The 13,444-nt window shown below is 53.2% G+C and carries 12 protein-coding genes; 10 read left to right on the forward strand and 2 right to left on the reverse strand.

Annotated elements, in window-relative coordinates:
- Position 1: 1 nt before the first annotated feature.
- The 7 genes from secY (at position 2) to ABKW30_RS16485 (ending at position 6,628) form a co-directional block, all read left to right on the forward strand.
- Complete coding sequence (gene secY / locus ABKW30_RS16455; RefSeq protein WP_348599988.1) at positions 2 to 1,342, forward strand: preprotein translocase subunit SecY; 1,341 nt, start codon at positions 2 to 4, stop codon at positions 1,340 to 1,342.
- A complete protein-coding gene (locus ABKW30_RS16460) occupies positions 1,339 to 1,989 on the forward strand; it encodes an adenylate kinase (RefSeq protein WP_008124947.1) in 651 nt (216 codons plus the stop codon). The genes secY and ABKW30_RS16460 overlap by 4 nt, the downstream gene beginning before the upstream one ends.
- A gap of 211 nt (positions 1,990 to 2,200) precedes the next feature.
- On the forward strand, positions 2,201 to 2,569 hold the full coding sequence (rpsM, locus tag ABKW30_RS16465; protein WP_091876975.1) for a 30S ribosomal protein S13: 369 nt from the start codon (positions 2,201 to 2,203) through the stop codon (positions 2,567 to 2,569).
- A 130-nt stretch (positions 2,570 to 2,699) separates the two neighbouring features.
- Positions 2,700 to 3,089 carry a 30S ribosomal protein S11 gene (rpsK, locus tag ABKW30_RS16470; RefSeq protein ID WP_348599989.1) on the forward strand — a complete coding sequence of 130 codons (390 nt, stop codon included), beginning with the start codon at positions 2,700 to 2,702 and terminating at the stop codon, positions 3,087 to 3,089.
- A 124-nt stretch (positions 3,090 to 3,213) separates the two neighbouring features.
- A complete protein-coding gene (locus tag ABKW30_RS16475) occupies positions 3,214 to 4,227 on the forward strand; it encodes a DNA-directed RNA polymerase subunit alpha (protein WP_008124954.1) in 1,014 nt (337 codons plus the stop codon).
- Between the two features lie 98 nt (positions 4,228 to 4,325).
- Positions 4,326 to 4,754, forward strand: coding sequence for a 50S ribosomal protein L17 (gene rplQ / locus ABKW30_RS16480; protein WP_115055376.1), 429 nt, complete (start codon positions 4,326 to 4,328; stop codon positions 4,752 to 4,754).
- 656 nt (positions 4,755 to 5,410) lie between these two features.
- Positions 5,411 to 6,628 (forward strand): diguanylate cyclase, encoded by a 1,218-nt coding sequence (locus ABKW30_RS16485; protein WP_348599991.1) that lies wholly within the window; start codon positions 5,411 to 5,413, stop codon positions 6,626 to 6,628.
- Positions 6,629 to 6,663: 35 nt separating this feature from the next.
- Here the strand turns inward: ABKW30_RS16485 and ABKW30_RS16490 are convergent, their stop codons facing one another.
- Positions 6,664 to 7,275, reverse strand: a complete 612-nt coding sequence (locus ABKW30_RS16490; RefSeq protein WP_348599992.1) for a LysE family translocator — start codon at positions 7,273 to 7,275, stop codon at positions 6,664 to 6,666.
- An 88-nt stretch (positions 7,276 to 7,363) separates the two neighbouring features.
- Complete coding sequence (locus ABKW30_RS16495) at positions 7,364 to 8,116, reverse strand: AraC family transcriptional regulator (RefSeq protein ID WP_348600419.1); 753 nt, start codon at positions 8,114 to 8,116, stop codon at positions 7,364 to 7,366.
- Between the two features lie 236 nt (positions 8,117 to 8,352).
- Between ABKW30_RS16495 and ABKW30_RS16500 the strand changes: the two genes are divergently transcribed.
- The 3 genes from ABKW30_RS16500 (at position 8,353) to thrS (ending at position 13,398) form a co-directional block, all read left to right on the forward strand.
- Complete coding sequence (locus ABKW30_RS16500; protein ID WP_348599993.1) at positions 8,353 to 9,795, forward strand: DegQ family serine endoprotease; 1,443 nt, start codon at positions 8,353 to 8,355, stop codon at positions 9,793 to 9,795.
- Between the two features lie 26 nt (positions 9,796 to 9,821).
- Positions 9,822 to 11,135 carry a replication-associated recombination protein A gene (locus ABKW30_RS16505; protein WP_348599994.1) on the forward strand — a complete coding sequence of 438 codons (1,314 nt, stop codon included), beginning with the start codon at positions 9,822 to 9,824 and terminating at the stop codon, positions 11,133 to 11,135.
- Between the two features lie 280 nt (positions 11,136 to 11,415).
- On the forward strand, positions 11,416 to 13,398 hold the full coding sequence (thrS, locus tag ABKW30_RS16510; protein ID WP_348599995.1) for a threonine--tRNA ligase: 1,983 nt from the start codon (positions 11,416 to 11,418) through the stop codon (positions 13,396 to 13,398).
- Positions 13,399 to 13,444 lie beyond the last annotated feature (46 nt).

Genomic DNA, 13,444 nt, shown 5'->3' on the forward strand with positions numbered 1-13,444 from the left:
AATGGCTTCAGCCGCTGAACAGCTCGCGTCAAATCTAAACTTCTCAGCTTTTTCGAAAGCCAGTGAGCTCAAGAAGCGTATCTGGTTTACGCTCGGCGCATTGCTGGTTTACCGGCTCGGTACATATATCCCGCTGCCGGGTATCAACCTTGGAGCATTTGCCCAGGCATTCAACAATCAGGCGCAAGGCATCCTCGGCATGTTCAACATGTTCGCAGGCGGCGCTGTTGAACGCATGGCGATCTTTGCGCTTGGCATCATGCCCTATATCTCGGCATCGATCATCGTTCAGCTCATGACCTCCGTCATTCCTGCTCTTGAGCAGTTGAAGAAGGATGGCGAGCAGGGCCGTAAGGTCATCAATCAATACACACGCTATGGCACCGTGCTCCTTGCTACGGTTCAGGCCTATGCGATTGCAGTCGGTCTGCAGGGAAGTCAGGGTATCGTTACTGATCCCGGTCCGTTCTTCCTGTTCTCGACAGTCATTACGCTTGTCGGCGGTACAATGTTCCTGATGTGGCTCGGTGAGCAGATCACTGCGCGCGGCATCGGCAACGGTATCTCGCTCATCATCTTCTCCGGTATTGTCGCCAACCTGCCACAGGCCATTTCCGGCACGCTGGAACTTGGCCGTACCGGTGCTCTTTCAACAGGCGTCATTCTGGCTATCATCGTTTTGACGATTGCTGTTATAGGCATCATCGTATTCGTTGAACGTGCCCAGCGCCGCCTTCTGATCCAGTATCCGAAGCGTCAGGTTGGCAATCGCATGTTCCAGGGCGATACATCGCACCTGCCTTTGAAGTTGAATACTGCTGGCGTCATTCCGCCGATCTTCGCTTCTTCGCTGCTTCTCCTGCCTGCGACAGTTGCCGGATTTGCTCAAAGCGAGCAGATGCCTGCATGGGCAACGAGCATTCTGTCTTCGCTCGGCCATGGCCAGCCTGCCTATATGTTCCTTTATGCTGCGATGATTGTTTTCTTCGCATTCTTCTATACGGCGCTTGTTTTCAATCCGAAGGACACTGCCGACCAGTTGAAGAAGCATTCCGGCTTCATTCCCGGCATTCGTCCCGGTGAGCGCACAGCCGAATATATCGACTATGTGCTGACCCGCGTTACGGTCATCGGTGCTGCCTATCTGGTTCTGATCTGCATGCTGCCGGAATTCCTGATCTCCTGGGCCGGTGTTCCATTCTATCTCGGCGGCACGTCGCTGCTGATCGTCGTGAGCGTCACGCTCGATACGGTTGCGCAGATCCAGGGTCACCTGATCGCGCATCAATATGAGGGGCTTATCAAGAAGTCGAAGCTCCGTGGAGGGAAACGCAACAGATGAGATTAATACTTCTCGGACCACCGGGGGCAGGTAAGGGAACTCAATCTCAGCGCTTGGTAGAAAAGTTAGGCATACCGCAACTCTCCACGGGGGACATGTTGCGAGAGGCAGTAAATGCCGGAACAGATGTAGGCCTCAAGGCCAAAGCCGTCATGGATGCCGGCAATCTGGTTTCCGACGAGATCGTCAATGCGATCGTTTCAGAACGCATTGATCAGCCGGATGCAGCCAAGGGATTCATTCTCGACGGTTATCCGCGCACCCTGGTTCAGGCCGATGCAGTAGAGCAGATGCTCGCTGACAAGGATCTGGAACTGGATTGTGTGATCGAACTCGAAGTAGACGACAATGTTCTCGTCGAGCGCATATCCGGCCGGTACACCTGTGCCAAGTGCGGAACCGGTTATCACGACACGAATAAGAAACCGAAAGTCGCGGGTGTCTGCGACAAGTGTGGCTCGACGGAATTCAAACGCCGTCCGGACGACAATGCCGAAACGGTGCGCACGCGCCTTGAGGCTTACTACAAGCAGACTTCGCCCCTGATCGGCTACTACTACGCCAAGGGCAAGTTGAAGAAGGTTGATGGTATGGCCGACTTCGAAGAGGTCACGGCATCAATCGAAAAAATTCTGTCGGAACTATAGGGCTGACTTAATTTTCTTGGAGGAGTTGACTTTTCACAGCGATTCCTTCAAGTACGGCGCAAATTCGCTTGGATATAAAGCGGTCGGCGCCGATCCGGTAATAAAGGTTCGGGGCTGATCGTTTATGTTTGTCCTCGAATATTAATTTTCATCCCGTCATCTGGCAGCCGTATCGGTGATCCAGCTCTGCCGGTTAACAAGGAGAACAGACGTGGCTCGTATCGCTGGCGTCAACATCCCGACGAATAAGCGCGTTGTTATTGCGCTTCAGTATATTCACGGGATCGGTCAAAAATTTGCACAGGAAATCGTCGCGAAAGTCGGCATTCCTGCGGAGCGTCGCGTCAATCAGTTGACCGATGCCGAAGTGCTGCAGATTCGTGAAACAATCGATCGCGATTACCACGTTGAGGGTGATCTGCGTCGTGAAGTTTCGATGAACATCAAGCGTTTGATGGATTTGGGCTGCTATCGCGGTCTGCGTCATCGCCGCTCGCTTCCGGTCCGCGGTCAGCGCACGCATACAAATGCGCGCACCCGCAAGGGACCTGCCAAGGCAATCGCCGGCAAGAAGAAGTAATATTCATCGGCGCAGTTCGCTGCGCCGGTTCTGCCTTTCGGGGCGGGTTGTGCTGGTTTCGCACGTTAACTGAAACCACGGTGGAGCCTCTGGAAATACGGAGGCGTCGAGATCAACTGAAAGGACTATCATGGCCAAGGAAGCCACGCGCGTTAAACGTCGCGAGCGTAAAAATATTTCGTCGGGCGTTGCCCACGTTAATTCGACATTCAACAATACAATGATCACCATCACTGATGCGCAGGGCAATGCGATTGCTTGGTCGTCGGCCGGTGCGCAGGGCTTCAAGGGCTCGCGCAAGTCTACACCGTTTGCTGCTCAGATGGCTGCTGAAGATTGTGCAAAGAAGGCACAGGAACACGGCATGCGTTCTTTGGAAGTTGAAGTTTGCGGACCCGGCTCCGGCCGTGAATCTGCTCTGCGCGCTTTGCAGGCTGCCGGTTTCACAATCACATCGATCCGTGATGTGACACCGATCCCGCACAATGGCTGCCGCCCGCGCAAGCGTCGTCGCGTCTAGTCTTTTGCTCTAGGATTTGGCCGGTGGGTTGATTTCAGCTCATCGGCTTCAAGCCCCTTATGGGGTTTCCACGCTTCAAGGCCACGATTGGATGGTGGCACTGGCAAGGATAAGGAAAACATAGATGATCCAGAAAAACTGGCAAGAACTGATCAAGCCGAACAAGGTCGAGTTCCAGACCTCCGGCTCGAAGACCAAGGCAACTGTCGTCGCTGAGCCGCTTGAGCGCGGTTATGGCTTGACGCTGGGCAATGCCTTGCGCCGCGTTCTTCTGTCCTCGCTGCGCGGTGCTGCCGTGACTGCGGTTCAGATCGACGGCGTTCTTCATGAATTCTCATCGATCCCCGGCGTTCGCGAAGACGTCACGGATATCGTGCTCAACATCAAGGAAATTGCTATCCACATGGAAAGCGATGGTCCAAAGCGCATGGTCGTCCGCAAGGAAGGCCCGGGCGTTGTAACGGCTGGCGATATCCAGACTGTTGGCGACATCGAAATTCTGAACCCGGAACACGTGATCTGCACGCTCGATGAAGGCGCTGAAATCCGTATGGAATTCACTGTCAACACAGGCAAGGGTTATGTTCCTGCTGACCGTAACCGCGCTGAAGATGCTCCGATTGGTCTTATTCCAGTCGACAGCCTTTATTCGCCGGTCCGCAAGGTTTCCTATAAGATCGAGAACACCCGCGAAGGTCAGGTTCTCGATTATGACAAGCTGATCCTGCAGATCGAGACTGATGGCTCGATCTCCGGTGAAGACGCTGTTGCCTATGCAGCGCGTATTCTTCAGGACCAGCTGGCGATCTTCGTCAACTTTGACGAGCCGCAGAAGGAAGTTCAGCAGGAACAGGTTACTGAACTCGCGTTCAATCCTGCTCTGCTCAAGAAGGTCGATGAACTCGAACTTTCGGTTCGCTCGGCAAACTGCCTGAAGAATGATAATATCGTCTACATTGGCGATCTCATTCAGAAGACGGAAGCAGAGATGCTGCGCACACCGAACTTCGGTCGCAAGTCGCTGAACGAAATCAAGGAAGTTCTGGCTTCCATGGGCCTCCATCTTGGTATGGAAGTTCCAGCTTGGCCGCCAGAGAACATCGAAGATCTCGCCAAGCGTTACGAAGACCAGTACTAATCCGGGCTATGCCCGGCAAATAAGCCCGGGCAATGAGCCCGAACTGAGAAATTTAGCCCGGGCAATGAGCCCGAAAAGAAAACTGAAGGAGAAGGCTCATGCGCCACGGTAATTCAGGCCGCAAGCTTAACCGGACTGCCAGCCATCGTAAGGCGATGTTTGCCAATATGGCTGCATCTTTGATCGAACATGAGCAGATCGTGACAACGCTGCCCAAGGCCAAGGAAATTCGTCCAATCGTAGAAAAGCTCGTCACGCTCGGTAAGCGCGGTGATCTGCACGCTCGTCGTCAGGCCATCTCGGCTATCCGTGATGCCAAGCTGGTTGCCAAGCTGTTCGATACGCTTGCGCCACGCTATGGCCAGCGCAATGGCGGCTACATCCGCATCATGAAGGCAGGCTTCCGCACCGGTGACAATGCACCGCTCGCAGTTGTCGAATTCGTTGATCGTGATGTCAGCGCCAAGGGTTCCAAGGATTTGGCCCGCGTTGAAGAAGAACGCGCCAACGAAGCCGAAGCAGCGTAATCAGCGCTCGTTTGGTTGAAGATAGATCAGGGGGCCTCGGCTCCCTTTTTCTTTTATATATTTTTTAGAATACATTTCCTGCGTCAATGGGCCTTCGATTATCGGCACCGCTGCATTGGCGGGGAACAAAACTCCAATAAATTATTGACATAGTATAGCGCTTGTCTGTCAGACAATAATCGACTGCTTCCACAGATGCCCCACGATAATTACGTGGAAGGGCCTCACTCCATCTGGAAGACGCATCTGCCCGCGACTTGAACTATAAATCGACTAAGCACAACCAATGCGAGGTGCTTGATTGGTTGTGCTGAGAGAATAGGTAACGTATACGCAGCCGCATATTTCATTGCATGCGTGTATTCCGGATATTATTCATAATATATTTTTAGTAAGTTTTTCAGGAGGGTCTTTTGGTTGATATTTATTTTTTTAGATCATCCAGAAATAGATATATTTCCAGTGCATTGTGTTCGTTGTCTGTTTTTATAGTTGTATTTGGTTGCGCGGCTTTCGCAATTAATTATCGCCCAACCAGTATTTTGCTGTCATTTTGGCCCGCCAATGCGGTGTTACTTGGTCTGATGATACGTAATCCTGTGTTGTCTACACCTACAGGCTGGTTGAGCGCGTTTGCTGGATACCTTGCTGCTGGCATGACAAATTCTGATTTCCTGATGTCGGCCTGGCTCGCTGCAGCTCATATGTCGTTCGTTATCGGCGGATACCTTTTCCTCGCCCGATTGTCGTTGGAAGATCGACGTCTGCGCAGACCATTTTCAATCGTATATCTTTGCATCGGCTGCGCTATTGGAGCCTCGGCAGCAGGCGTGATGGGCAACGCACCAGCTATCTTTCTGGTTCATGGCGGCGTCGAAACCACCACCCGGTTCTGCGTGATCAGCGAGTTTGCCAATAGTCTGATCATACTGCCGATGGTTCTGGCAGCACCGCCACGGCCATTTGTTTCACTCAAATCGGTATGCCGGAAAATTCTGGCAGGACCTGATTTGTATGACATATTGCCCATGGTGGCATTGGGTATCACAATAGCTGCAAGCATATTGCTGGAAGGGCCGGGTGCCTTTGCTTACCCGGTCCCAGCGCTTTTATGGTGTGCGTTGCGCTATGATATCTTTAGTGTGACGCTTCTCACATTTCTATTCAGTATCTGGCCGATGATATTTCAATCGGGGAGCCTTTTCCCATCTTGGCCGCAACCAGATCACATGAAGGAAATCATGTCCTTGCGGTTTGCAGTGGGATTGATCGCGCTTGGCCCTCTCGCAGTTGCCAGCATGAACGTCACGCGAAATGAACTCATAAAGAAATTGAGGTATGCGGCCAGCCACGATTTCCTGACAAATACATTATCGCGCAGCGCTCTCATTACCAAAGGCCAAGCAGTACTCGATGAGAATCTGGCCAATGAACAGTCAACAACTGTCATTGTGCTGGATATTGATCACTTCAAGCGCGTGAATGATCAATATGGCCATGCGGCGGGCGATGCTGTGCTTGTTGAGTTTTCCGCCAGAGTAACGAAATCGCTGCGTAACGGTGATCTTTTCGGACGTTTTGGAGGCGAGGAGTTTGTTATACTTCTGCCGGGTACGGGTTTCTTTGACGGGTCAATGGTTGCAGAAAGAGTTCGTCAGGCCGTAGAAGATGCAGAAATTTTCCTACCGTCAGGAGACAAGCTACGCATAACCGTCAGTGGTGGGATTGCCGTTAGACAGGATGAGCTTGATACACTCGAGATTTTGCTAAGCCGGGCAGACCGGGCACTGTATGTTGCCAAAGCCAAGGGGCGGAACACGATCCAGAATAATGAAGTGGCATCCGTCATTTGCTGGCCAAAGCCTGCAGGATAAACTGTTCTTGCAGGCATAAGCGGAAGCATCAAATGTTATTGCTGCGTTAAAGCCAGCTTTATTCCAAGGCCGACAAAGGCTGCGGCAAATGAACGGCGCATCCACATAAGAACGTTCGGACGTGAGATAACCTTGTCACGAACGGAAGCCGCAAAAAGCCCGTAGATGGCGAAAACGATGAAGGTCATCGCCATAAAGACTCCGCTTAAGCTCAGCATCTTCAATAATGGCTGTTGCTCATTCGTGCTGACGAATTGCGGCAGGAAGGCGAGGAAGAAGATCGACAGTTTCGGGTTGAGGATGTTAATAAGGATCGCAGTAATGATAATGCGGCCTGATGAAACTTCCGTATTCTGCTGTTCAACTCGCAGCGACCCATTTTCCCGCAAAGCATTCCACGCCATGAAAAGCAGGTAAACGACGCCCAGATATTTCAATGTCTGAAAGGCCAGTGCGCTTGTGTGCATGATCGCTGCTAAACCACCTGTAGCCGCTGCCATATGAGGAACTATGCCGATTGTGCATCCGAACGCCGCAGCGATACTGGCTTTTGCTCCGCGGGTGATGCCTGTTGCAAGGGTGTAAACGGCGCCGGTACCTGGTGATATGACGATGATCAGCGATGTGATGAGGAATTCCAAACTCATAAGCTATGCTCCTTGCTCCAATGGGAAGGATTAAAGCTTGAGTCCGTACGCCGGGTCTTGAACAGGATTGCAGAGACCACGAAAACTATCAGGATAATGATGCGGCGTAGGAACCGGGTGAAATTCCGTATTTGCGGGCGAAAATCCGGTTCATATGACTTTGATCCGCAAAGCCGCAGACCGCTGCTGTTTCTGCAAGAGGTGTACCCCTCATAATGAGGCGGCGGGCCATATCGGTCCGCCGTTGCATGATGTAGGTGTGAGGGGTGAAGCCGGTTGCGGCAGCAAAGCCACGCAGAATCTGAAAGCGGCTGAGACCACTGATTTTAGCGAGATCGGCCAATGTAAATGAGGCTGCCGGTTCATCGTCTATACGCTGTTTTGCAAGATGAATGGCAGCGGGCATGCTCTTGGTCGCTGCCGCTTTTTTATGAGTTCGGGCGATCAGGTTTATCAAACGTTCTTCATGCAGAAGCGGCCCGCCGTTTCCGCTGACGAGCGATTGAAAGAGTTGCTGAAATCTTGCGGCTACAATTGCGTCATCGAAAGCCGGTTCAATGAACTCGATTTCTCCGGAGCTGCCCTCACGCAAATCATTGAGTATTGTTTCGACAATATCGGGATCGAGATAGAGCATTCGCCATGAACGTCCTGCATCGCCAATAGGCATGCCGTCATGGACTTCGCCCGGGTTAACGGTGATGACATGCCCCGCTCCAGCCTCCACAATCCCGCGGCCGCTGAGAGATTTTTGCGCTCCCTGATGAATAACCCCAATGCCAAACTGGTCGTGCGTGTGGCGGGCAAAGCTATGACTTGTCACCGCCTCGACAATTTGCATGCCGGGGTTGCTGCTCGGATAAATCCTGAAATGGCCTCGTGTCTTGCTCAATTATCCAATGCTCGATTTTCCCGATAACACTAACGCAAAGCCCGGCATGGAGAAAGTCATGCTTTTCCGGCTTGGTATGGAACGATATGTCTCAAATTTGCTTTGTTTAACGGCTGGTATCCTGGCACGAAATCACCACATTGGTCGAAGCAGTTTGACTGATTCATTAGCTATCGGAGATTGATATGGATTCTGTTTTGCGAGGCTCGGGAGTGGTCGCTTCAGCGCGGGCAATTCTACTTGGAGCGGTTGTCTTTACAGCAGCAGCTCTGCCTGCTTACGCACAGACGACGGCTGACGTTGCGAAGCAATTGCCGGAAAGCCGCACCGAGGTGCAATTGTCTTATGCGCCTCTGGTCAAGCAAACTGCCGGTGCAGTGGTCAATGTCTATGCCGCGCACTCCGTACAGCAGCGCTCGCCATTCGCAGGCGATCCGTTTTTCGAACAGTTCTTCGGTGGCCGGCAATTCAGTGGTCCGCCACGCGTCCAGTCATCGTTGGGTTCGGGCGTGATTGTCGATGGGACCGGCATTATCGTCACCAACAACCACGTGATCCGCGATGCGGATACTGTCAAGATTGCTCTGTCCGATGGCCGTGAGTTTGAATCGAAGGTTCTGCTCAAAGATGAGTCGACCGATCTTGCTATTTTGAAGATCGATGCAGGCGAACCTTTGCCCTCATTGAAGCTTGCTGATTCCGACAAGGTGGAAGTAGGCGATCTGGTCCTGGCAATTGGCAACCCGTTTGGTGTCGGTCAGACAGTTACAAGCGGTATTGTCTCGGCGCAGGCCCGGACACGGGTTGGCATTTCCGACTTTGACTTTTTTATCCAGACCGACGCGGCGATCAATCCCGGCAATTCCGGTGGTGCCCTGATCGGTATGGATGGTGAACTTGTAGGCGTCAACACCGCGATTTTTTCGAAATCCGGCGGGTCTGTCGGCATCGGTTTTGCCATACCGGCCAATATGGTGCGGGCGGTTGTTGATACGGCAAAGGGTGGCGCTGATACATTTGAGCGCCCGTATATTGGCGCTGCCTTCCAGAACGTTACTCCCGATGTGGCCGAGAGTCTTGGCATGAGGCAGCCTTATGGCGCCCTCGTAACGAATGTGACCAAGGGCGGTCCCGCTGAAAAGGGGGGATTGCGGGTTGGCGATGTGGTGTTGAATGTGGATGGCGTGCGGATCGAAAATCCGGATGGGCTTGGATATCGCATGACTACGGCAGGTATCGGGAAGACTGTGAAGTTCGATATCCTGAGCAAATCCAAGGAAAAATCCGTGATGGTGGCTTTGCAAAAGCCCGATCCGGATTCGCCTGACAACCAATTGATGATCCAAGGCAAGAACCCGTTATCGGGAGCACTTGTGCTGAAGCTCAGTCCTTCCAGCATATCGCGTTTAAAGTTGCCGGAGGATACCGACGGTGTGGCTGTCGACAAGGTTTATCCGAATTCTCCCGCCGCGCGCATCGGCCTGCAACCCGGTGATATCATCCGGGGTATAAACGGGGCGGAAATCGATAGCATTGCTGATCTGAGCAAGGCAATGTCTGCCAATCCGGTGCTTTGGCGCTTCGAGTTTGAGCGTGGCGGTGCCATAGTTCGCCAGATCATTCGATAAAAGAGTCGCAGAAGGCAGTAGCGAGTATGGCGGATTTGTTTTCGGTAGGTGATGACCCGGCTTCGGACAGGAGCCGGCCGCTTGCTGACCGTCTGCGACCACGTAATTTGAGTGAGGTAACCGGCCAGACACATCTGACCGGACCGGAAGGTGCGCTGACCCGGATGATCGATTCCGGATCGCTCGGCTCCATGATCTTTTGGGGGCCTCCCGGCACGGGCAAGACGACAGTTGCACGCCTGCTGGCAAATGAGACAAATCTCGCTTTCGAGCAGATTTCTGCGATTTTTTCCGGTGTGGCAGACCTCAAAAAGGTTTTCGAGATGGCGCGGGCACGCAAAATGTCCGGCCGTCAGACATTGCTGTTCGTCGATGAGATTCATCGCTTCAACCGTGCCCAGCAGGATTCTTTCCTGCCTGTCATGGAAGATGGCACGATCGTGCTTGTTGGCGCGACGACCGAAAACCCATCCTTTGAACTCAATGCGGCTTTGCTCTCGCGGGCGAGGGTACTGGTATTTCATCCTCATGATGAAACCAGTCTGGTGGCATTGCTCGAACGTGCGGAAAGCCATGAGGGTAAAGCGCTTCCATTGAATGATGAGGCGCGGGCCAGTCTGGTGCGCATGGCGGATGGCGATGGCCGTGCAATTCTGACGCTTGCCGAAGAAGTCTGGCGGGCGGCACGCGAAGGCGAGGTTTTCGATGCGGAACGGGTGCAGCAAATCGTTCAGCGCCGGGCACCCGTCTATGATAAGGGGCAGGATGGGCATTACAATCTGATCTCAGCCCTGCACAAATCCGTGCGTGGTTCTGATCCCGATGCCGCCTTATATTATCTTTGCCGCATGTTCGACGCTGGCGAAGACCCGCTTTATCTCGGGCGGCGGTTGGTCCGCATGGCAAGCGAAGATATCGGTCTTGCCGACCCGCAGGCTCTGATGATCTGCAACGCGGCAAAAGACGCTTATGATTATCTGGGCTCGCCTGAGGGTGAACTGGCGCTGGCTCAAGCCTGCGTTTATCTCGCCACTGCGCCGAAATCCAATGCTGTCTATACTGCTTACAAGGCGGCGATGAATGCTGCCAAAGCCAATGGCTCTCTGCTTCCCCCCAAGCACATTCTCAACGCGCCGACAAAACTGATGAAGGGCGAGGGGTATGGCAAGGGCTATGCCTACGATCATGACCAGCCTGACGCGTTCTCGGGACAGAATTACTTTCCGGAAGCGCTGGGGCGGCAAAGCTTCTATGACCCGCCGGAACGGGGCTTTGAACGCGAAATCCGCAAGCGTATGGACTATTGGAGCAAGCTGCGTCAGGAACGCGGCGAGGAATAACGTTAGTTGCACAACAGTTATGCGTGGTTCGACAAGCTCACCATGAGGAATGGTGTTGCGTTGCATGAAGGAAAATTCGGACCGTCGATGAATATCGTGCATTTTGCAGATTTTCCTCATGGTGAGCTTGTCGAACCACGCATGAGCACTCTGCAGTCTTTTATATTCGGGGCCCTTTACCTGAAACCAATCTGCATTTAGAAGTCCGCGACCGGATAAGAATCCGGCAGCTTTAGAAAACCACCCGCAATCGTTGGCGGGACTGGATAGGAGAAACCTTATGTCGCAGGCAGTTGCAAAAACTATATCCATGCAATTCCCCGATGGCTCCAAGCGTGACTATGACGCGGCCATGACCGGTGCGGAACTTGCAGAATCCATTTCAAAATCACTGGCCAAGAAAGCCGTCGCATACGCTGTCGATGGCACTGTGCGTGATTTGTCCGATCCACTTGGCGCTTCCGGCGCGATAGAGATACTGACCCGCGAAGACCCGCGCGCCGTGGAACTGATCCGCCATGATTGCGCGCACGTTTTAGCTGAGGCTGTACAGGAACTTTTTCCCGGAACGCAAGTCACCATAGGGCCTGTGATCGAGAACGGCTTCTATTATGATTTTGCCAAGAACGAGCCATTCACGCCGGAAGACTTGCCGCTGATCGAAAAGAAAATGCGGGAGATCATTGCCCGCAACAAGCCGTTCACGAAGGAAATCTGGTCGCGTGAGAAGGCGCGTAAGGTATTTGCCGAGAAGGGCGAGGTTTATAAGGTTGAGCTTGTTGACGCTATCGCCGAAGGGCAGGACCTTAAAATCTATGCGCAGGGCGACTGGTATGATCTTTGCCGCGGACCTCACATGGCTTCAACCGGGCAGATCGGCAATTCCTTCAAGCTCATGAAGGTTGCCGGTGCCTATTGGCGCGGTGACAGCAACAACCCCATGCTGAGCCGTATCTATGGTACGGCTTTCGCTAACGATAACGACCTCAATTCTTACCTGCACATGCTTGAAGAGGCGGAGAAACGCGACCATCGCAAACTTGGCCGTGAAATGGACCTGTTCCATTTTCAGGAAGAGGGCCCGGGCGTCGTGTTCTGGCATGCCAAGGGCTGGCGCATGTTCCAGTCATTGGTCAACTACATGCGTCGCAGGCTTGATGGCGTCTATCAGGAAGTGAATGCGCCGCAGGTTCTGGACAAGTCGCTTTGGGAAACGTCAGGTCACTGGGGTTGGTACCGTGACAACATGTTCAAGGTCACGGTTGCTGGTGACGAGACTGACGATGAGCGTGTCTTCGCGCTGAAGCCCATGAACTGTCCGGGTCACGTGCAGATATTCAAGCACGGCCTAAAGTCATACCGCGATCTGCCAGTGCGTCTTGCCGAATTCGGCAATGTTCATCGCTATGAACCATCGGGCGCTTTGCATGGCTTGATGCGCGTGCGCGGCTTCACGCAGGATGACGCACACGTTTTCTGCACAGACGAACAGATGGCCGCAGAATGCTTGCGTATCAATGACCTGATCCTTTCCGTGTACAAGGATTTCGGCTTCGAAGGGATCACCATCAAGCTGTCGACGCGCCCTGAAAAGCGCGTTGGTTCAGACGAATTGTGGGACCGTGCCGAGGCCGTCATGATGGGCGTCCTCGAACAGATCCAGCAGCAGTCGAACGATATCAAGACCGGAATTTTGCCGGGTGAGGGCGCCTTCTATGGTCCGAAGTTTGAGTACACGCTGAAAGACGCCATTGGCCGCGAGTGGCAGTGCGGTACGACGCAGGTGGACTTCAACCTGCCGGAGCGTTTCGGCGCCTTCTATATCGACTCGACTTCCGAAAAGAAGCAGCCGGTCATGATCCATCGCGCCATCTGCGGTTCGATGGAGCGTTTCCTCGGTATCCTGATCGAGAATTTTGCCGGTCATATGCCGCTATGGTTTGCGCCGGTGCAGGTTGTGGTTGCCACGATCACCACGGAAGCCGATGATTATGGTCGTCAGGTTGCCAAGGAACTGAAAGCCGCTGGCCTTCAGGTCATCACTGATTTCCGCAATGAGAAGATCAACTACAAGGTGCGTGAGCATTCCTTGCAGAAGGTTCCTGTCATTCTCGTTTGCGGTATGCGTGAAGCGGAAGAGCGGAGTGTGAACATGCGCCGTCTCGGTTCGCAGAACCAGACATCGTTATCACTGGATGAGGCAATCCAGCAGTTGAAGCATGAGGCAACACCGCCCGATCTGCTTCGTTTGGCTGCCGAATAACACTGTTGGTGACAGCGCGGTGGGTTTCATCGCGCTGTCACAAATA

This window comes from Phyllobacterium sp. SB3 (assembly GCF_040009165.1).
Lineage (GTDB): Bacteria > Pseudomonadota > Alphaproteobacteria > Rhizobiales > Rhizobiaceae > Phyllobacterium.